Origin of the sequence: Burkholderia sp. 22PA0106 (assembly GCF_047497155.1) — a bacterium.
Taxonomy (GTDB): Bacteria; Pseudomonadota; Gammaproteobacteria; order Burkholderiales; family Burkholderiaceae; genus Burkholderia.
Window position 1 is genome coordinate 1,564,301 of the sequence record NZ_CP163163.1, and the last position, 19,680, is coordinate 1,583,980.

The window sequence follows — 19,680 nt, forward strand, 5'->3', positions numbered from 1 at the left end:
TGGCGACGCCATGAAAAACGGGCCGCCGCGCAGTGCGCGAGCGGCCCGTCGGGCCGGGTCGATCGACCGGCGTCAGTCGCGCGCCGGAATCGTCAGGCCGCGTTCGACGGCCGGGCGCGCCACGAAGGCTTCCAGTGCGCGCGCGACGTGCTTGAAGGTGTCGAATTCCACCAGCTCGCGCGCTTCGTAGAAGCCCACCAGGTTGCGGACCCACGGGAACGTGGCGATATCGGCGATCGTGTAGTCGTCGCCGACGATCCACGCGTTCGAGGCGAGCCGCGCGTCGAGCACGCCGAGCAGGCGCTTCGATTCGCCGACATAGCGATCGCGCGGGCGCTTGTCTTCGTATTCGCGGCCGGCGAACTTGTGGAAGAAGCCGAGCTGGCCGAACATCGGGCCGATGCCGCCCATCTGGAACATCAGCCACTGGATCGTCTGGTAGCGCGCGGCCGGATCGGCGGGCAGCAGCTTGCCGGTTTTTTCGGCCAGATACAGCAGGATCGCGCCCGATTCGAACAGGCCGATCGGCTTGCCGCCGGGGCCGTTCGGATCGATCAGGGCCGGAATCTTGTTGTTCGGGTTCAGCGAGAGGAATTCGGGCGAGAACTGGTCGTTGGTGTCGAAGCGCACCAGGTGCGGCTCGTAGGGCAGCCCGAGTTCTTCCAGCGCGATCGAGGCCTTGACGCCGTTCGGCGTGGGCAGCGAGTAGAGCTGGATGCGGTCCGGGTGCGCGGCCGGCCATTTTTGCGTGATCGGGAAGGCGGACAGGTCGCTCATGGGGCGGCTCGGTCGGAGTTGAGGTGTGGCGATCATAGCCGGTTCGGCCGATCGCTGCCGCACAGGGCGCGGCACGCGCCGTTCCCGGTTGGCGCGTGCCGTTGTCGTCGTATCGATCGAGAACTGAAGCGAGAACTGAACCGCGAAGCTCGGAAGCGGCCGGGTGCCGGCCGCTTTTCGGGCAACGGCGGGGGGACGCATGACGCAGGCCGTGGTGCCGTGCGACGGCGCGCGTTGCGCCGTCGCACGGCAGGGGGTCATACCGTTGCCATGCGCCAGTCGGTCTGGCTCGCGCGCTGCGGTTCGGCCGCTGCGTTGCCGCCCCGGCGCCCCTGCTCGACACGGAACGCGGACACCGTCTCGTCGAGTTGGCGGCCTTGCGCTTCGAGCGATTTCGACGCAGCCGCCGCCTGTTCGACCAGCGCCGCGTTCTGCTGCGTGGTTTCGTCCATCTGCGTGATGGTCAGGTTGACCTGATCGATGCCGCGGCTTTGCTCGGCCGACGCGGCGGCGATCTCGCCCATGATGTCGGTCACGCGCGCCACGGCCTGGGTGATCTCGGTCATGGTGCGGCCGGCATCGCCGGCCAGTACCGAGCCGTCCCGCACGGTCTGCACGGAGGCGGTGATCAGCTCCTTGATCTCCTTGGCCGCCGCGGACGAACGCTGCGCCAGCGAACGCACTTCCGACGCCACCACCGCGAAGCCGCGGCCCTGTTCGCCGGCCCGCGCGGCTTCCACGGCCGCGTTCAGCGCGAGGATGTTGGTCTGGAACGCGATGCCCTCGATCATGCCGGTGATGTCGGCGATCTTCGACGAGCGCTCGCCGATGTCGTTCATCGTATTCACCACGCGCCCGACGGCGTGGCTGCCGCGCTGCGCGACTTCCGAGGCGCTCGACGCGAACGAGCTGGCCTGCTGGGCATTCTCGGCGTTCAGGCGCACCGTGGACGTCAGTTCTTCCATGGTGGCGGCCGTTTCCTGCAGCGACGCAGCCTGTTGCTCGGTGCGCACGCTGAGGTCGACGTTGCCGGCGGCGATCTCGCCCACCGCCAGCGCGATGCCCGAGCTGCCTTCGCGCACCTGGGAGACGATCCCCGAGAGCCGCGTGTTCATGGTGTCGAGCGCTTCGAGCAGGTCGCGCGTTTCGTCGTGGCCACGCACCTCGATGCGGCTCGTCAAGTCGCCGTCGGCCACCGTGCGCGCCACGCGCACCGCCTCCGACAGCGGCCGCGTGATCGAGCGCGTGATCCACAGCCCGGCAATCGCAGCGAGCACCACGGCGGCGGCGCACACGCCGAACATCAGCATGCGCGTTTGCGTGAAACGGTCCTGATTGATTTGAGCGATGTCCGACTCCTGCGTGCGCACGTAGTCGGCATAGGCGTTGGTCGCGCGCTCCAGTTCGGCCAGCAGCGGCCGGCATTTGTCGTCGATTTCGAGCGTGGCTTCCTCGCGTTGGCCGTTGAGCGCCTTCTTGACGATATCCCTCGCCACCGGGCCATAGCGGCTTTCGATTTCGGCGATGTCGGCGGCCAGTTGGTGGGCTTTCGGCGAGGCGTCGGTGGCGTTGGCCAGCAGCGTTTGCAGTTGCGCGAGGTAGTGTTGGACGTCGGCATCGGCGCGCTGCACATCGGCGGTTTCGAGCGCAATGTCGTCAGGCTTGGTCACCAGTACGAGGTTGCGCGCGGCAATTGCGCGGCGGTTCACGGCACTGCGGATCTGCGCGGCCGTATTGGCGCGTGCATTGATGCCGGTTGTGTAACCGATGAACGCCTGATTCGCATTTCCGAGCGCATGCAGTGCGAACGCCGAAACGGCAACGACAATCACGGCAAGGATGCCGAATCCACCGAGCAGTTTATGTTTGATGCTCCGCCGCAGGATGTTCATGGATGGCCTCTCTTAATAGGGTTCGGATCGACGATGCACAAGGTGATCGTTCGTTGTAAATAGGTTAACGGGATGCAGCTTTGTTTCTTTACCTTCCCGAACCCCAATATCGTTGACCCGCATCAAAGAATCATGATGGAAATATTCAAACACTTATAGATAAGAAAATCCTTATGCAGTAAGGGTTTGAGCTATAAAAATTCCCGCACATTTAAATGGAAATCGTTTGCGTGTCAATTGATATGACGAATCGACGGTGCTATCCGAAATTGGATATTTGCCAATGAATTTTTGGCGCACCGATTAAGTGTGGAAACGATAGGGAGATATGGAAAATCGGCATTTCCGATTTTCAATCGAGAAAATCAATAGGATTGAATGAAAATCGGAAACGCCGAAAAACGGGTAGGGATTTACTCGGCGCTGTTGCCCGAGGTGGCCCGCGACGGGGCGAAGCGGCGGGCGGCGACGCCGAGCGCGTCATACACGAGCACGGCCAGCAGCGCGACGATCACGCCGCCTTGCAGCACGAACGCCGTGTTGGAGGTTTGCAGGCCGGCGATGATCACGTCGCCCAGGCCCTGGGCGGCCACCGTCGAGCCGATCGTGGCGGTGCCGAGGTTGATGACCACGGCCAGCCGCACACCGTTGAGGATCAAGGGGGCGGCCAGCGGCAGCTCGATCGACATGAGCCGCTGGCGCGCGCTCATGCCCATGCCGCGTGCGGCATCGAGCGTGGCCGGCGCGATCGAGCCGAGTCCGGCCAGCGTGCTTTCGAACACCGGCAGCAAGCCGTACAGCGTCAGCGCGAGCAGCACCGGCTTCGCGCCGAAGCCGACGGCCGGCACGGCAAGCGCGAGCACGGCCACCGGCGGGAAGGTCTGGCCGAGGTTCGCGATGCTGCGCGCCACCGGCAGGAAATCGGCGCCGGCCGGGCGCGTGACGGCGATGCCGGCGAGGATCGCCAGCGCCGAGCCGATCAGGCTCGATACGGCCACCAGCGCCAGATGCGAGAGCGTCAGGCTGACGAGGCTCGCGCGGTCGTAGATGGCCGGTGCGCCATGTTCGGCGAGCGGCGCGAACAGCGGTTCGAGCCACGCCGGCCGCAGCACCAGCACGAGCAGGGCGGCCAGCGCGGCGAGCCGGGCGACGGCGGCAACGAGGCGGCCGGTCATGCGGTGTGACGCCGTGCTACGGGCGAAGCTTGCGCGGCGGCGGGGCCGACGGCGCGGCGCTCTGCTGCGGTCGAAGCTTGCGCGGCGGGTATGGCGGCGTGGTGCGACGGCAGGGCGTTCATGCGCCGCTCCGCGCGTGCGCGACCAGCGCCGCCAGCGTGATCCGCTGCTCGGCCGCGCCGGGCGGCACGACCACCGGCAGCGCATCGGCGCCGCGCCACAGCAGTTCGGACAGCGCGTCGCGCAGCGAACGCCGGCCGTCGATCGGCGCGCCGCTGGCCCCGCCCGGCTCGGCCAGCCTGGCCACCGGCGTCAGCGCGAGCAACCGCAGCGGCCGCTCGGCGCCGGCCACCAGCCGCTCGACGAAGCCCGGTGCGGGACGCGCGAGGATGTGCGCGGGCGGGCCGGCCTGCAGCACCTTGCCGCCGTCCATCACGGCGATCTGGTCGCCGAGTCGCAGCGCCTCGTCGATGTCGTGCGTGACCAGCACCACGGTGATCTTCAGGCGCTGTTGCAGCGCGGCCAGATCGTCCTGCGCCTTGCCGCGGATGATCGGGTCGAGCGCGCCGAACGGCTCGTCCATCAGCAGGATCGCCGGTTCGGCCGCCAGCGCGCGGGCCACGCCCACGCGCTGCTGCTGGCCGCCCGACAACTGATGCGGCAGCTTGTGCGCATACACGGCGGGTTCCAGCTCGAACAGCTCCAGCAGTTCGTTGACGCGTGCCTCGATACGCGCCTTCGGCCAGCGCGCCAGCGTCGGCACGGTGGCGATGTTGCGCGCGACCGTCCAGTGCGGAAACAGGCCGTGCCCCTGGATCACGTAGCCGATCCCGAGCCGCAGCGTTTCGCCGCCCACGCTCGCGGTGTCGACGCCGTCGATGCGGATCGTGCCGCTGCTCGGCTCGATCAGCCGGTTGATCATGCGCAGCAGCGTGGATTTGCCACTGCCCGAGGCGCCCACCAGCGCGGTGACGGTGCCGGGGGCGATCGTCAGGGAGACATCGTCCACCGCGACGAGCGGGCCGAAGCGGCGGGTGACGCGATCGATTTCGATCATCGGGGGTTCCGTTTCGACAACTGGATGGCCGCGTCGAACACCACCGACGCCACGAACGCGAGTGCGATGGTGGGCAGCGCGCCGAGCAGCACGAGATCGCTGGCCGCCTGGCCCAGGCCCTGGAAGATGAAGGTGCCGAAGCCGCCGCCGCCGATCAGCGCCGCGACGGCCGTCAGGCCCACGTTCTGCACCAGCACGATGCGCAGGCCGGCGAGGATCACCGGCAGCGCGAGCGCCAGTTCCACGCCGATCACGCGCTGGCGCGGCGCCATGCCCATTGCGCGGGCCGCTTCCACCACGGTGGGGTCCACGCCGTCGATGCCCACCACCACGCTGGAGACGATCGGCAGCAACGCATAGAGGAACAGCGCAACCAGGGCCGGCGCCGGGCCGATTCCGCCGATGCCGAGCGCGGCCGCGAGCGGCAGGTGGGCGGCCAGCAGGCCGAGCGGCACCATCAGGATGCCGAACAGCGCGATGCTCGGGATGGTCTGCACCACGTTGAGCACCGGCAGCAACGCGGCGCGCCAGGCCGGCCGGTGCGCGCAGGCGATGCCCACCGGCAGCGCCACGGCGAACGCCGCGAACGTCGAGCCGGCTACCAGTTCGAGATGGCGCAGCGCCTCGGCCCAGAAGCTGTCGGCGCGCACCGCGTATTCCTGCATGACCGAGAGGCCGTCCCATCCGCCGCTGGCCAGCGCCGCGCCGAGTGCGGCCAAGGCCAGCACCAGCGCGCCGATGCGCCGCGCCGGCGACGGCCCGAGCCGCGCGAACGCATCCGCGATCAGCACCGCGAACGCGAACAGCAGCAGCCACGCGCCGGCCGCCGGCGAAATGCGCGCGATGCTGGCCGAATCGGCATCCACGAGCCGGGCCGGCGCCGCGCCGAGCCAGCCGCCGAGCCACACGAGCGCCGCCACGCCGGCCGCCGCGCGCCGGGCCGGGCGGCCCGGCAACAGCGCGACGGCGGCTGCCGCGAGCCAGCCGGCAGCGGCCAGTGCGCCCAATGCGTGAGGAAACGTGGCGAGGATCGACAGCTCGTGGCCGGGCACGATCCGGTTCGCGCGAAACGTGACGAACGGCAACGCGAGCGCGCCGAGCGTGATCAGAGCGACCAGCACGCCGACGCGGTCGATGCGCGACCGGTTCGCCGCAGGCGCGGCGGCGTCCGTCATTTGACGAAGCCCTTGGCCTTCAGATAAGTAGCGGCGACGTGCGCGGCCGGTTCGCCGTTGATCTGGATGCGGCTGTTCAGTGTCTGAAGCGTCTTGAGGTCGAGGCTCGCGAACACCGGCTTGAGCCAGTCGGCGATCTGCGGGTGGGCCTTCAGCACGGCCTCGCGGATGACCGGCGCGGGCGCGTAGACGGGCTGCACCTTCTTGTCGTCGTCGAGCAGCACGAGGCCCGAGGCCGCGATCGCGCCGTCGGTGCCATACACCATCGCGGCGTTGACGCCATCGGTTTGCGCGGCGGCGGCGCGAATCGTGGCCGACGTATCGCCGCCCGACAGCACCAGCAGTTGATCGGGCTTCAGCTTGAAGCCGTAGGCCTTCTCGAACGACGGCAGCGCCGACGCGCTGTTGACGAACTCGGCCGAGGCCGCGAGCTTGGCCTTGCCGCCGCCGGCGATCCAGTGACCGAAATCGCTGAACGTTTTCAAGTGCTGCTGCTGCGCGATCGTGCCGAGCACGGCCACGCCCCAGGTGTTGTTCGCGGGGGCCGGCGCGAGCCAGACCAGGTGATTGGCCGAATAGTCGAGTTGCTTGGCCTCGGCATAGCCGCGTGCGGCATCCTTCCAGACCGGATCGTCGGCCTTGTTGAAGAAGAACGCGGCATTGCCGGTGTATTCGGGGTAGATGTCGATCTCGCCCGTAGTCAGGGCCTTGCGCACGATCGGCGTGGCGCCGAGGCTGATCTTGTCGACCACCGTCAGGCCATGCGATTTGAGCACTTGCGAGATCAGGTTGCCGAGCAGGCTGCCTTCGGTGTCGATCTTCGAGGCGACCGTGATCGAATCGGCGTGGGCCGCGTTGGCGGCGAGGCTGCCGCCCAGGGCGGCGGCAAGCGAAACAGCCGCGAAGACGCGGCGGCGAACGGCGGAATCCATCGTGAAGCGGCCTCCTTGGGGGACGGTCTGAAAATCTGGCGCGCAATCCGCCAAGCGGCGTTCAAGTTACGCGACTGGCGCCGCTTTGGCAAACGCTTCGGGGGCAGATCGGACCGGGCTGCGAGGATGCGGTGAATGGCCGCGCAGGCGGCATGTATCGTGCGACGGCGGGGCCGTGAGCGAGGTGGACGAAATCCCCGTGCTCATCATACGAATCGGGTGGGATGCATCCATGGCGCCCCGGTAACGGCTCGAGAGAACGAGGGCGCGATGGCAGGCGATGCGGCACTGAATTTCGCGATGTAGATGCACGATGCGCGCGTGATGGAAGCGGAAGCGTCATAGCGCGATTCAATTGGCGCAACGGGGCTGCGAGGCGTTCAATGTGCATCCCCGCAGTAGCCGTTCTGCCTTCGCCGTCTTGATTCGTCCCCCGTTCGTCCCACTCTCATGGAGCGCAACACATGACTGCACAGACCCGCGTCAACGTCGCCGAGATCGTCGAATCGATCGCCATCGAAACTCACACGCCGAAGGAAACCGTTTCGGCGCTCTACGAAAAGACGCTGGCCGAGTATCGCGAAGGTGCGCGGATTCTCGATTACGTGGCCCTGCTGGCCGCCAAGCGCGTAAAGAACGATTTGCGGCAAGCGCGGCACTGAATCGCCCTCATGCAACAACGCCCGGCCGTGGTTCGATGGCCGGGCGTTTTCGTTGGTGGGGGCGGCGCGGCTCGATCGAGGCCGGCGGCGGCATCCACCGGTTGCGCGGCTGCCGGTGCCCGCGGGTGGGGAGCTTGTCCTAGAAGTGCAGGACAAGTGGGATTAGCGGTTCCGCGCCTTGCGCGCGGCGTCCTGTTCCGCGTGCTGTTCGGCGTGGCGTTCGCAACGTTGCACCGCGAGACGTTGTGTCTCGTCCTGATCGGCTTGCACGATCTCGATGCCGTTTGGATCGATGAACCGGCAGCCGAATCCTGTGTGGGTTCCCGTACCGGCATGGGCCGGTGCGATCGCGGCGAAGCCGGCGGCCAGGACGAGCGAACGCAATGCATGCAGGCGCAATTGCGCGGTGGTTTGAAACGGGGTCGTCATAAGGCGGCCTTGTTGTAGATGAAAGAGAGCTTGCAAAGTATCGCGAAGCCCTGCGCCGTCGATATGAGAGGAATCCGAAGATCGGATCAGACGTGATTGGTAGTGCGGATGAATGCGTTTGGCGCGGTGGCAGGCCGGAAAGAACGGTGGCGCGATCGAATGCGCGCCGGATGGGGCAAGGTGAAACGCAGCGGCGCCGAGGGCGGCCCGCGCGAGGGAATCAGCGGCCGAACGCCTGGCGCTTCAGACGCCTGGAAAACCGCCAGGCCGGGCGTTGCACCCGGCCGGCTGTTCGCTCAGATCCCGGCCCCGCGCGCGTTGATGATCAGCCGCAGCCCGAGCACCGCGATCGCACCGGCCGCGACGCGATCGATCACGCCCTTGGCGCGCAGATACAGCTCGCGCGGCTGCCGCGTCGAGAAACCGAGCGCCACCACCGTGTACCAGGCCGTTTCCAACACGAACACGGCCGGCGGCAGCACGAAGTAGGCGATCGTCGGCGGATGCGCGGGCAGCAGCGCCGCGAAAATGCTGCCGTACCAGATCGCCGTTTTCGGATTGCTCAGTTGCGTCATCAGCCCGATGCGGAACGAGCGCAGCGGCTGGCCGTGGCGGCGTGCGATGTCGGCATCGAACGCGAATTCGCGCCGCGCGCCGCGCCAGAACTGCACGGCCAGATACAGCAGGTAGAGGCCGCCCGCCACCTTGAGCCCAGCGTAGAGCCAGGCCACCGAACTGAGCAGCGTGTACAGCCCGGCCAGCGCGATGCAGGCGAACACGATCGCGCCCGCGCCCATGCCGAGCGCCGTGGCCAGCCCGTCGCGGCGCGACAGGCCGATCGCGTTGCGGGCCACCAGCACGAAGCTCGGCCCGGGGATCATCGCGCCCAGCATCAGCGCGGAAAGAATGGCGACCAGCGAGGTAAGGGCGTGCATCGATCAGGGTTCCTGAAGAGAAAGGGGACGTGCGTCAGTTTCGATCGCCCGTTTTACGGCGGTGCTTGTCCGCGTACATGCGCGTGTCGGATTCGGCCAGCAGCAGCGCGACCGACGGCTCGTGCAGCGGATCGTAATCGACATGCCCGACGCTGAAGCGGATGGCGTAGTCGAGCGCGGCCTGCTCGGTGCGCGCGTCGAGATCCTCGCGCAGGCGCTCGATGATACCGGGTGCGTCGACGTCGTGCGTGGTGATCAGCAGCGCCACGAACTCGTCGCCGCCGAGCCGGCCGACCACGTCCATGTCGCGCAGCACGGTGGTCAGCGAGTGCGCGAAGATCGTCAGCGCGCGATCGCCTTCGGCGTGGCCGAAGCGGTCGTTGATCTGCTTGAAATCGTTGAGATCGAAGAACAGCAGCGAGGCGCGCCTGCCGCCGCGCCGGCAGGCGTTCAGCGCATGCTGCGCGAGCATCTCGAAGCCGCGCCGGTTCGACAGCGAGGTCAGCGAATCGAGCGTGGCCAACTGCACGGCGGCCAGCTCGCGCTCGGCGAGGCCGGCGAGGTCGCCCAGGTGGGCCAGATCGTCGCCGTCGAGCGTGCGCGCGCGCGTGTCGATCAGGCACAGCGTGCCGAGGTTGGTGCCGTCGGGCAGCGCGAGCGGATGGCCGGCGTAGAAGCGGATGTGGGGCGCGCCGGTCACGAGCGGGTTGTTGGCGAAGCGCGGGTCGCTGGCGGTGTCGGGGATCACGAGCGGCGCATGGGCCAGGATCGCGTGCGCGCAGAACGACACGTCGCGCGAGGTTTCGCGCGCGTCGAGCCCGAAGCAGCTCTTGAACCACTGGCGGTTCTCGTCGACCAGCGAGACGAGGGCGATCGGCACGTCGAAGATGCGCTTCGCGAGCCGCGTGATCCGGTCGAAGCGTTCTTCGTCCGGCGTATCGAGAATGTTCAGACTGCGAAGTTTCGTCAGCCGCGAAGCTTCATCGGCGGGAAAGGGGGCGATGTGCATACGATCTCGTCTCTCTCGGCGTTCTTGAAGGCGTGGACGCTGGGCGCGCCGGCTGTGAATCCGCCGGCCCGGGCCGGGATGGCGCGGCGCGAGCGCATGGCGCCATCCTAGAACATTCGCGCCGTTCGCGGAACGCCCGGGCCAACCCGTGTCGGTGCGCTCGCGCACTTTCCGCACCTTACCGATGCTTTCGGATTGCTTACTTTCAAAAGCCCGCTCAGGCCCGCCCGATAAGGCGCGGCACGGTGCCGAAAGCACTTTGAACACCGGCCTGTAACAATTGACAACTATTGTGTCGGCGGCGAACGCATGGAGGTAGCGCGATGCGGGCGCCCCGGATGCGAGCCCGCGTCCGCCGGATACATTCGACGGAGTAATCCCCATGCAGACGCCGGCACTACGGCATTTGATCCTGATCGGCACGCTCGCGACCGCGGCGATGCTCGGCGCTTGCAACGACGACGGCACGGCGACGCCCGTCAACACCTCGACGGCGCCCAAGGCGGCCTGCGGCAACGCGGCCCCGGCGAACGCGACGCTGCATTGCCCGCCGGGCTTCACGGCACCGAAATCCTGAGCCCCGCCCGACGCTCGAACCCATCAGGACCCGACATGGCTATCCAATCCCGACGCGACTTTCTGAAATTCTCCGCTGGCCTGGCCGGCGCGACCGCCGCCAGCACGCTGCTGCCCGAATCGATCCGCAAGGCGCTCGCCATCGAGCCGGCCACGGTCACGGGCACGATCCAGGATGTGCAGCATATCGTTGTCTTCATGCAGGAAAACCGCTCGTTCGACCATTACCTCGGCCATCTGAGCGGCGTGCGCGGCTATAACGACCGGTTCCCGGTCACGCTGCCGAACGGCCAGCCGGTGTGGTTCCAGCCGCGCCAGGAAGACAAGACCAAGACGGTCGCGCCGTTCCGCTACGACACCACCAACCCGAGCGTCAACGCGCAGTGCATCGGCGGCCTGCCGCACACCTGGGCCACCACGCACGGCGCCATCAACGGCGGCCGCGGCGACCAGTGGGCCGCGCAGAAGACCAACCTGACGATGGGTTATCACACCCGAGACGACATCCCGTTCCATTACGCGATGGCCGATGCGTTCACGGTGTGCGATCACTATTTCTGCTCGATCCCCGGCAACACGCACCCGAACCGCATGTATCTGATGACGGGCATGGTCGATCCGCTCGCCACCGGCGGCGGCCCGTTGCTCGACAACACCGACTACATCGACAACCAGTTCGACACGGTGCAACTGCCGCCGTTTTCGTGGACGACCTACCCGGAGCGCCTCGAAAAGGCGGGCATCTCGTGGCAGGTCTACCAGCAGGGCACGGGCTTCGACAACTTCACGGGCAACTACGGCACCAACATGCTCGCGGCGTTCCAGAACATCGTGAACGCGCCGGCCGGCTCGTCGCTGCAACTGCGCGGCAACAGCACGCGCACGATCGACCAGCTTAAGGCCGACGTTCAGGCGGGCAACCTGCCGCAGGTGTCGTGGCTGCTGCCGCCTGCCGCGTACTCGGAGCATCCGAAGTTCACGCCGCTGTACGGCGCGAACTACATCTCGACGATCCTCGACGCGCTGACCTCGAACCCGGACGTGTGGAGCAAGACCGTCCTGTTCATCATGTACGACGAGAACGACGGCCTGTTCGACCACATGGTGCCGCCGCAGCCGCCGACGCTGCCGAACACCGGCGCGAGCACGGTCGACATCTCGCTGGAGCGCCACAACGTGGTGACCGCCACGCAGGCCGGCACCTACACCGCCGACAACCTGCCGTACGGCCTCGGGCCGCGCGTGCCGATGTTCGTGGTGTCGCCGTGGTCGAAGGGCGGCTACGTCAGCTCGCAGGTGTTCGATCACACCTCGGTGCTGCAATTCATCGAGAAGCGGTTCGGCGTGCAGGAAACCAATATCTCGCCGTGGCGCCGCACGATTTGCGGCGACCTGACCTCGACGCTCGACTTCACCAAGACCGACGCGACGTTCCCGACGCTGCCGAACACCACGAACTACGTCGCCACGGCCGACCTGCAGTGCTCGCGCACCACGGCGCAGGCCGCACCGGCCGCCACCGCCGCGCAGACGATCCTCGCGCAGGAAGTCGGCACGCGTCCCGCACGCCCGAATCCGTACGAGCTGCACGTCAACGGCACGCTGACCGGCACCGGCTATCAGGTGACGTTCGCCAACAGCGGCTCGGTGGGCGCGCACTTCTGGGTCTACACCAACGACTTGAGCGCCACGCCGCGTCACTACACGGTCGAAGCCGGCAAGCAACTGTCCGACACGTGGGCGCTCGACGCGGGCAGCAGCTACGTCGTGAACGTGTACGGCCCGAACGGCTATTTCCGCCGCTTCATGGGCTCGGCATCGGGCGACACGGCCGCGCATCCGGACCTGACGACCTGCTACGACGTGGCCAACGGCAACGTCTACGTCACGCTGGCGAACGCCGGCACGCAGACGATGACGGTCACGGCCACCGACGTGGCCTATGGCCAGCCGGCGCGCACGCTGTCGATTCCGGCGGGCCAGAGCGTCGAGGCGCATTGGGACCTGTCGTGCAACGCGGCATGGTATGACCTGCAGTTCACGATGGCCGACAACACGTCGTGGGTGCGTCGCATCGCCGGCCACGTCGAAACCGGCAAGACCAGCACGACCGATCCGGCCGCCACGGCGCCGGTCACGACGGCGATCTGAGCGGGCGGGGCGCGCGGCTGCGCCCCATGACAGCCACAGGCATGGCGCGATGCCGCTTACGAGCGGCTCGCGCCGTTTTTATTGGGCCCCGGATGGCGCCCGATTGTGCCGGGGTGAAACCGGCCGGCTGCTGCGTTGCACAAATCCAACATGCAGTCGCCGCGATCGGGCGGTCAGCCTTGCCGGACAAGGCACGAAGCTTGTCGATGCGAATCCTGTTCCCGGCAAACTAGGTGAATACCCTAGGTATTAACCCTCGGTTGAGGTAGAATCCGCCTTCAAAGGAGGATTGAGGGATGCCTCACCGTTTCGTCGTACTCGAAAAGATTGCGTTCTCGCTGGTCGTCATGTCGGCTGTCGCCTGTTCCGCATTCATCACTTATGAACGCTGCCCGGAAGACGTGCAGGAAGCGCTCGCAGCCGGCAAGGACATGCTGGCCACCAGCGCCGCCGGCTACTCGATCGCCTGCGCGTCGGCCAGCCCGGACGCCTGCATCGGCCTGCCGACGTACTGATTTGCCGGTCCCGCGCTCGGGGCCGCCGCACCGGTTCGTGACGTGATTGCCCGCCGTTTCGCTTGAACGAGGCGGCGGGTTGCTGCATGCGGCGCTAGCGCCCCGGCTGCGACACGCGTTCCAGCGTGTTCGACAGTTCGTCCTGCGATGCGCCGCGAGCGCGCGTCGCGATATCGCCCAGCGACAACATCCCCACCAGTTTCCCGCCCGTATCGAGCACCGGCGTCCTGCGCACGCGCGCTTCGGCCATGCGCTGCTGGACGGCGTCGAGATCGTCGTCGTCGCGGCAGCAGATCAGCCGCCGGGTCGCGACGTCCCGAATCGCCGCATCGGGGCCGACATCGCCCGCCAGGACGCGCACCGCCAGATCGCGATCGGTCACGATGCCGACGATCCTGCCCTGGTCGCACACCGGCAGCACGCCGACGTCGTAATAGGCCATGTGCTGCGCAGCATGCCGGATCGTATCGTTCGGCGCGATCGCCACCACGTCGCGCGACATCACTTCCGCTACTCGAATCATTCGTTGTCCTCCTGATTGCCGTGAATCGGTATGGCTCGCAAAGCGCGTGCCGTTCGCGCACGGCAATGTCGAAGTCATATGGTGGCGGCTCGGTGTCCTTTGTGAATCGGGGCAGCCGACATAGGGTCGGATAGCGCGCCGATTCGTGGAAGATTTGCAATCGGTGGTGTAGCGGATGCCGGGTGCACGAAGGGCGCACGCGGAACACGCCGGAATTTCATGCAAATCGCGCCCTGGCAGGGCAAATCGATGCGGATTCCGAACGGCATGCGTCTTGCAGGAGATATCGGGTACGACCTGATGCGCGTCGGCTCGCCCTACGCGCTGAAGACCCTTCCGACACCGCCGCGTTTTCGCGGCAAGGAGCCGAGATGAAGCCTGTGAAATCTAACCCCACGCCGCAACGCCTGCACGAACAGGCCGGCCAGAGCCCGGTCAAGACGCCGGCCGCCGGCCAGGACCAGCCCGATGCCGCTACTCAGGCGGCCGGTTTCCACGCGCACGAGGAGAAGCAGGACAAGCCGAGCGCGCAAACCCCCGAGACGATTGCCGGCAAGACCCCGACCGGCCTGCCCGAGATCGAGCAGGGCACGCGCGGCGACGCCGAAGACGACCCGGTGCGCCGCGCGGCCGAGCGCATCACGTCGCTCGACAACGCCAACATGGCCGCCACCGACAACTCGGTCGACGTCGACGGCAAGGGCCTCGAAGCGCGCCGCGAGGCTTCACCGCGGCAGGACAACGTGATTCATTCGAACGCCTCGCTCGACGATGCAACTTCGCCGCCCGCCAATGGCCTCGGCGGCATCGACAGCCAGCCGCCGGCCGAAATCGCCGCCAAGCCGGGCTGGCAGGTGCGCGAGCGCGGCACCACGGTGGTCGAGCGCGATGGCAACCCGCGCGCCGAACGCGTCTTCAGTTTCGAGCGCGGCTCGCATTGAACGGCGTGTGCGGCGAGGGCATTGATCCGGAAACCTGACGATTGGCAGTGCGACCGATGAGGCTGGTCAGGCCTCGGTCTCGTCATGCGTTTCGTGCTACGCTTGCGGCCGCTCGGGCTTGCCTGGCCTGCCCGGGCAGCCCGCTCGCGCACCCCGCGACATGCCGGCCGCGCCCAGGCCGCGATTGATCCGATCGCCGCTTCGGTCCGCCTCCTGGGCCGCGTCGCGATCTCGCGCGCGACGGCTCGCATGTCGGGCCGCGCGCCGCCGGCACGCTGTTCCTCTCCCGTTACGTTTCCTGTCCGATCCGCTCATGTCGACCTTGCCTTCGTCGCCGGCGCGCGCACCGCGTGCCCTCGATTCCATCAATCCGAAATCGCTCGGCGTCGCGTTGCTGCTCGTCGCGCTCGGCGCCGTGTATCTCGCGCAGTCCGTCAGCGTGCGCCAGGCCGCGCTCTACGTGGTCGGCGCGCTGCTCGGCATGACGCTGTATCACGCCGCGTTCGGTTTCACGTCGGCATGGCGCGTGTTCATCGCCGACGGCCGCGGCGCCGGCCTGCGCGCGCAGATGCTGATGCTCGCGATCGGCGTGCTGCTGTTCTTCCCGGCGCTGTCGGCCGGCTCGCTGTTCGGCCAGCCCGTCACCGGGCTGGTGTCGCCGGCCGGCACCTCGGTGATCGTCGGCGCGTTCATCTTCGGCGTCGGCATGCAGCTCGGCGGCGGTTGCGCCTCGGGCACGCTGTATACCGTCGGCGGCGGCAGCACGCGGATGATCGTCACGCTGCTGGCGTTCATCGTCGGCTCGGTGGTGGCCACCGCGCACATGCCGTTCTGGACTTCGATGCCGCAATTGCCGCCGATTTCGCTGGTCAGGACGCTCGGTGTGCTGCCCGCCGTCGTGCTGAACCTCGCCGTGTTCGCGGCGATCGCGGCGCTCACCGTGGCGATCGAGAAGCGCCGTCACGGCCGGCTCGTCAACGCCACCGAGCGCGCGCCGCACGCGTCGCCCTGGCTGCACGGCCCGTGGCCGATGCTGGCCGGCGCGGTGGCGCTGGCCGTGCTCAACTTCGCGACGCTCGCGCTGTCGGGGCGGCCGTGGGGCGTGACCTCGGCGTTCGCGCTGTGGGGCGCCAAGGGCTTCGCGCTGTTCGGCGTGGACGTGGCGAACTGGAAGTATTGGCTGGCCGGCCCGAATGCGGCCGCGTTGTCCGCGCCCGCCAGCCACGACGTGACCACCGTGATGGATATCGGCATCGTGCTCGGCGCGATGGCGGCGGCCTCGCTGGCCGGCCGCTACGCGCCGGTGTGGCGCGTTCCGATGCGCTCGCTGATCGCCGCCGTGGTGGGCGGCCTGCTGCTCGGCTATGGCGCGCGGCTCGCGTACGGCTGCAATATCGGTGCGTACTTCAGCGGCATCGTGTCGGGCAGCGTGCACGGCTGGCTGTGGCTCGTGTGCGCGTTCGCGGGGAACGTGCTCGGCACGCGACTGCGCCCATGGTTCGGGCTGGAAGTCGAACGCGTCAAGAACACCGGCTGCTGAACATCATCGGGACCGTTGCGCGCGCAACGGTCAATGAATGGGCGGGCAGGGTGCGTCGGCTCAGTGCGAGAACACCGCCACCGCGCCCTGCAAACGCACCGCTTGCTCGTCGAGCGCGTGCGACGCCGCGGCCGCTTCCTCCACCAGCGCGGCGTTCTGCTGCGTGACCTGATCCATCTGCGCGATCGCCTGGCTGACCTGTTCCAGGCCGCGGCTCTGTTCGCTCGACGCCTGCGAGATCGCTTCCACCACATCCTTCGCCACCGCGATATCCGCTTGCAATTGCGTGATGGTCGCGCCCATGTCCTGCGCGCGCGTCGCGCCGCCGCCGATCGAGGCCGTCGAGCGCTCGATCAGTTCCTTGATTTCCTTGGCCGCCGTGGACGAGCGCTGCGCCAGCGAGCGCACTTCCGAGGCCACCACCGCGAAGCCGCGGCCCTCGGCGCCGGCACGGGCCGCTTCCACGGCCGCGTTCAGCGCAAGGATGTTGGTCTGGAACGCGATGCCCTCGATGATCGACGTGATCGAGGCGATTTTCTCCGCGCTGCCCGACGCTTCGTTCATCGTCGCGATCATCTGCTTCGACATCGCGCTGCCTGCGTTGGCCGATGCCATCGCGCGCTCGATCACGCTGCACGCGTGGCGCGCGCTTTCGGCGTTCTGGCGTACCGCTTCGTTCAGTTCGTGAGTGGTGGCCGAGGTTTCCTCGAGCGCCGCCGCCTGCTGCTCGGTGCGCGACGACAGATCCGTATTCCCCGCCGCGATCTGCGCCGCGCCCACCTTGACCGCCTCCACGCCGCTTGTCACCGAGCCGACGATGGTTTGCAGCGAGGCCTGCATCGCATGCATCGCCGCCAGCAGCCGGCCGGTTTCGTCGGTGCGGTGGCGTTCGATCCGGCTGTCGAGACGGCCGGCCGCGATGGCCTGCGCCGTCTCCACCGCACGCGCGAGCGGATCGCGGATTGCCGTCACGAGCCAGCGGCCCGCGAACGCGGCGCACACCACCGCGAGCGCCGCGGCCAGCAGCACGCTGAGGTTGATCGTGTGGCGCAGCGAGGCCAGCGCGTCGGTGCGCATCGCGATGCGTTGGCGTTCGGCCTTGTCGAGCGCATCGACCGCCGCGATCATCGCGTCCGTGCCCAGATAGCTGCCGAAGCCTTCCGTCAGCGCGCTCAACTGCGCGAGCGTGGCGCTGCCGTCGTTGACGTGCGAGCGCATTTCGATCATCGGATTCACCACCTTGGCGGCCCAGGCGTCGTATTGCGCCTGCGCCCGGTCCGCCAGGCCATTCAATTCGGTGTCCTGCGGATCGAGCGCCTTGATTGCCGCCATGTGCTGCGCGAAATCGCCGATGTGGTCGATCTTCCACTTGATGTGGCCCGGCTGGCCGTCGAGGTTGTAGGCCAGCAGCGACCAGATGATGTTCAGGTAATCGGCCGTGGCGTCCTTGATGACCAACTGCGCTTGCGCCGAGACGGCGTTCTGTTTCTGCTTGTGGTCGATCGCAGCGATGCCGTAGCAACACACGGCCGAACTGACGAGGAAGACCGCGATGACGGCGCAAAACGCCGTGGACAATTTCTTGCCGATCGAAAGATTCTGCATGTGAATGAAAAGAGTGGCGACAACGGAACACGCCATGCGCCGCAGCGGGCCGGGCGATTAAGATGGCATACGGTATACCAGACGAAAGAGGCCGACAAGCGCACGAGATATATGGAATACCACTATGCAGAAACCGGCCGAATTGCCGATTAGGCGGGGCGGCTTGTCGCGCGTTTGTGCCCGGATGGGCTGGCTTCACGTGTGGAAATAATCGGGCCGGGAAGGGCCGGCCGGGACTTGCGGATTATTTCGGAGGATTGAATTGACGGCTTTCGCGGAGATGACGCATCGGTCGAATGACCGGGCATGGGCGAATTTCGCGGCGCGAATGCCGATGCCCGGGCGGGCGTGTCGGGGCCGTCAGTCGGGCCGTTCGAAATCGCGGGCGACCCAGCGCGTGGCGCTGGCCTTGTCGAGACGGAAGCCGGCGTTGACGGTGAGTTCCGCGAGCGCGTCGCCGGCGTCGTCGAACGCCTTGAGGACGGCGTAGGGTTCGTCTTCGTCGGGGACGATGTCGAGCGTGACGGAGATGCTGCCGGTATCGGTGTGTACCGTCACCTGCTTGTGCAGCGTCGCGGCGCGCTGCTGCTCGTGGCGGCGCAGCACTTCCGAGGCCGTCTTGACCAGCGTGCGGAACGCGTTCGCGTCGAGCGGCTTCGGGTTCTTCTTGTCGCGGCCCATGGTCCAGGGGCCGACCAGCGCCGGCTCGGCCTCGCCGTCCTTGATCATCTCGACCGCCCAGCCATCGTCGTCCTCGTTCTTGATCACGCGGGCCGTCCAGCCGGTGTCGCGCCAGAGGGTGTTTTCGTGGATCACGGGGAGATCGTCGTCGGTGGGGGTGTCGGTGCCGGTGCTCATCGGGTGGGTGGGGTTGGGAGGTGCGGGGGTGGGATTGTAAACGGTTTGGCGGGTGGCTCGAACCTCGGCCGTTTGACCGGGCCATGCGCCCGCCGCCGTGTTTTGCCGGTCTGTCATTCCCCCTCGAACAGCGCGACATGCGCGTCGTAGGCCTGCTGCTGGCGCGCGTAGGCATCGTCGAGATGCTCGTGCAGCGCGCGTTCGGCGGCATCGGCGTCGTGCCGGGCCAGCGCGTCGAGCACCTTCTGATGTTGCGCCAGCGTGACTTCGCCGACCACCGGGTCGCGCACCGTCACATGCCGCACGCGGTCGATCGGGGCGCGCACGAATTCGACCAGTTGCTGCACGCGCGGCAGCCGCGCCGCGGTGCTGACGCCGGCATGAAATGCGTTGTCGCAGGCAATCGCGGCCACCGCGTTGTCGCGTGCGATCGCGCGCCGATGCGCGTCCTGGATATCGTGCAATTGATCGAGTTCGTGTTGCCCGATCACCTCGGCCGCGCGCCGGATGGCCGCGGTTTCCAACACCTTGCGGATCAGCGCGCTTTCGACGAATTGCTCGCGTCGCACCGGCGCGACGAAGGTGCCCGATTGCGCGGCGATCAACACCAGTTCCTCGCGGGCCAATTGCAACAAGGCCTCGCGTACCGGTGTGCGCGACACGCCGAGCGCTTCGGCGATCGCGCGTTCGTAGATCACGTCGTTCGGGTGCAGCGTCATCGTCACGATTGCGTCGCGTAGCAGCGCATGCACCTGGCCGGACAACGCCTGAGCGCGATCGAGCGCGAAATCGACGGGGATGAGCTGGGCAACGAAGGCGTCCTGGACGCTGAGTTCTGACTTCATAAATCGGGAGAAAGGTGGCGGGCAGCGGCGACTGGTCGATCAGTATATTAGTGCACAGGCCTGCGACGGTGCGCCAACCGGCC

At 67.4% G+C, this 19,680-nt stretch carries 20 protein-coding genes; 7 read left to right on the plus strand and 13 right to left on the minus strand.

The features are described 5' to 3' along the window. Positions 1 to 72: 72 nt before the first annotated feature. From AB4850_RS21910 to AB4850_RS21935, 6 genes are all read right to left on the minus strand, one after another. Positions 73 to 777, minus strand: coding sequence for a glutathione S-transferase N-terminal domain-containing protein (locus tag AB4850_RS21910; RefSeq protein WP_414445078.1), 705 nt, complete (start codon positions 775 to 777; stop codon positions 73 to 75). Positions 778 to 1,034: 257 nt separating this feature from the next. Then, entirely contained in the window at positions 1,035 to 2,669 is a 1,635-nt protein-coding gene (locus AB4850_RS21915) for a methyl-accepting chemotaxis protein (protein ID WP_414445079.1), read from the minus strand. Between the two features lie 413 nt (positions 2,670 to 3,082). After that, positions 3,083 to 3,844: an ABC transporter permease gene (locus AB4850_RS21920; RefSeq protein ID WP_414445080.1), complete on the minus strand. Its 762-nt coding sequence runs from the start codon at positions 3,842 to 3,844 to the stop codon at positions 3,083 to 3,085. A 118-nt stretch (positions 3,845 to 3,962) separates the two neighbouring features. Then, the gene (locus AB4850_RS21925; protein WP_414445081.1) at positions 3,963 to 4,901 is read right to left on the minus strand and encodes an ABC transporter ATP-binding protein; all 939 of its coding nucleotides are present in this window, start codon (positions 4,899 to 4,901) and stop codon (positions 3,963 to 3,965) included. Then, positions 4,898 to 6,076, minus strand: coding sequence for an ABC transporter permease (locus AB4850_RS21930; RefSeq protein WP_414445082.1), 1,179 nt, complete (start codon positions 6,074 to 6,076; stop codon positions 4,898 to 4,900). The genes AB4850_RS21925 and AB4850_RS21930 overlap by 4 nt, the downstream gene beginning before the upstream one ends. Next, positions 6,073 to 7,008, minus strand: coding sequence for an ABC transporter substrate-binding protein (locus AB4850_RS21935; RefSeq protein ID WP_414445083.1), 936 nt, complete (start codon positions 7,006 to 7,008; stop codon positions 6,073 to 6,075). Before AB4850_RS21935 ends, AB4850_RS21930 begins: the two co-directional genes overlap by 4 nt. 464 nt (positions 7,009 to 7,472) lie before the next feature. Here AB4850_RS21935 and AB4850_RS21940 point away from each other — a divergent pair, with 464 nt between their 5' ends. Then, on the plus strand, positions 7,473 to 7,670 hold the full coding sequence (locus AB4850_RS21940; protein WP_414445084.1) for a DUF3562 domain-containing protein: 198 nt from the start codon (positions 7,473 to 7,475) through the stop codon (positions 7,668 to 7,670). A gap of 162 nt (positions 7,671 to 7,832) precedes the next feature. Here AB4850_RS21940 and AB4850_RS21945 read toward each other — a convergent pair whose 3' ends face one another. The 3 genes from AB4850_RS21945 to AB4850_RS21955 form a co-directional block, all read right to left on the minus strand. Then, positions 7,833 to 8,135, minus strand: a complete 303-nt coding sequence (locus AB4850_RS21945; protein WP_414445085.1) for a hypothetical protein — start codon at positions 8,133 to 8,135, stop codon at positions 7,833 to 7,835. Between the two features lie 260 nt (positions 8,136 to 8,395). Next, positions 8,396 to 9,034, minus strand: coding sequence for a LysE family translocator (locus tag AB4850_RS21950; RefSeq protein ID WP_414445086.1), 639 nt, complete (start codon positions 9,032 to 9,034; stop codon positions 8,396 to 8,398). A gap of 34 nt (positions 9,035 to 9,068) precedes the next feature. Then, entirely contained in the window at positions 9,069 to 10,043 is a 975-nt protein-coding gene (locus AB4850_RS21955; RefSeq protein ID WP_414445087.1) for a GGDEF domain-containing protein, read from the minus strand. Positions 10,044 to 10,425: 382 nt separating this feature from the next. Between AB4850_RS21955 and AB4850_RS21960 the strand changes: the two genes are divergently transcribed. From AB4850_RS21960 to AB4850_RS21970, 3 genes are all read left to right on the plus strand, one after another. Next, entirely contained in the window at positions 10,426 to 10,620 is a 195-nt protein-coding gene (locus AB4850_RS21960) for a hypothetical protein (protein ID WP_414445088.1), read from the plus strand. 35 nt (positions 10,621 to 10,655) lie between these two features. Then, on the plus strand, positions 10,656 to 12,770 hold the full coding sequence (locus tag AB4850_RS21965; RefSeq protein WP_414445089.1) for a phosphocholine-specific phospholipase C: 2,115 nt from the start codon (positions 10,656 to 10,658) through the stop codon (positions 12,768 to 12,770). A 296-nt stretch (positions 12,771 to 13,066) separates the two neighbouring features. Then, on the plus strand, positions 13,067 to 13,285 hold the full coding sequence (locus AB4850_RS21970; RefSeq protein ID WP_414445090.1) for a hypothetical protein: 219 nt from the start codon (positions 13,067 to 13,069) through the stop codon (positions 13,283 to 13,285). 94 nt (positions 13,286 to 13,379) lie between these two features. On the opposite strand, the gene AB4850_RS21975 is transcribed toward AB4850_RS21970, so the two are convergent. Then, positions 13,380 to 13,808 (minus strand): CBS domain-containing protein, encoded by a 429-nt coding sequence (locus AB4850_RS21975; protein ID WP_414445091.1) that lies wholly within the window; start codon positions 13,806 to 13,808, stop codon positions 13,380 to 13,382. A 219-nt stretch (positions 13,809 to 14,027) separates the two neighbouring features. Here AB4850_RS21975 and AB4850_RS21980 point away from each other — a divergent pair, with 219 nt between their 5' ends. From AB4850_RS21980 to AB4850_RS21990, 3 genes are all read left to right on the plus strand, one after another. Continuing rightward, the gene (locus tag AB4850_RS21980) at positions 14,028 to 14,183 is read left to right on the plus strand and encodes a hypothetical protein (RefSeq protein WP_414445092.1); all 156 of its coding nucleotides are present in this window, start codon (positions 14,028 to 14,030) and stop codon (positions 14,181 to 14,183) included. Further along, a complete protein-coding gene (locus AB4850_RS21985) occupies positions 14,180 to 14,749 on the plus strand; it encodes a DUF3005 domain-containing protein (RefSeq protein ID WP_414445093.1) in 570 nt (189 codons plus the stop codon). Before AB4850_RS21980 ends, AB4850_RS21985 begins: the two co-directional genes overlap by 4 nt. Positions 14,750 to 15,062: 313 nt before the next feature. Then, complete coding sequence (locus AB4850_RS21990) at positions 15,063 to 16,289, plus strand: YeeE/YedE family protein (protein ID WP_414445094.1); 1,227 nt, start codon at positions 15,063 to 15,065, stop codon at positions 16,287 to 16,289. A gap of 60 nt (positions 16,290 to 16,349) precedes the next feature. On the opposite strand, the gene AB4850_RS21995 is transcribed toward AB4850_RS21990, so the two are convergent. From AB4850_RS21995 to AB4850_RS22005, 3 genes are all read right to left on the minus strand, one after another. After that, positions 16,350 to 17,894, minus strand: a complete 1,545-nt coding sequence (locus AB4850_RS21995) for a methyl-accepting chemotaxis protein (protein ID WP_414445095.1) — start codon at positions 17,892 to 17,894, stop codon at positions 16,350 to 16,352. A gap of 360 nt (positions 17,895 to 18,254) precedes the next feature. Beyond that, entirely contained in the window at positions 18,255 to 18,752 is a 498-nt protein-coding gene (locus AB4850_RS22000) for a hypothetical protein (RefSeq protein WP_414445096.1), read from the minus strand. A gap of 113 nt (positions 18,753 to 18,865) precedes the next feature. Next, positions 18,866 to 19,597, minus strand: a complete 732-nt coding sequence (locus AB4850_RS22005; RefSeq protein WP_414445097.1) for a GntR family transcriptional regulator — start codon at positions 19,595 to 19,597, stop codon at positions 18,866 to 18,868. Positions 19,598 to 19,680 lie beyond the last annotated feature (83 nt).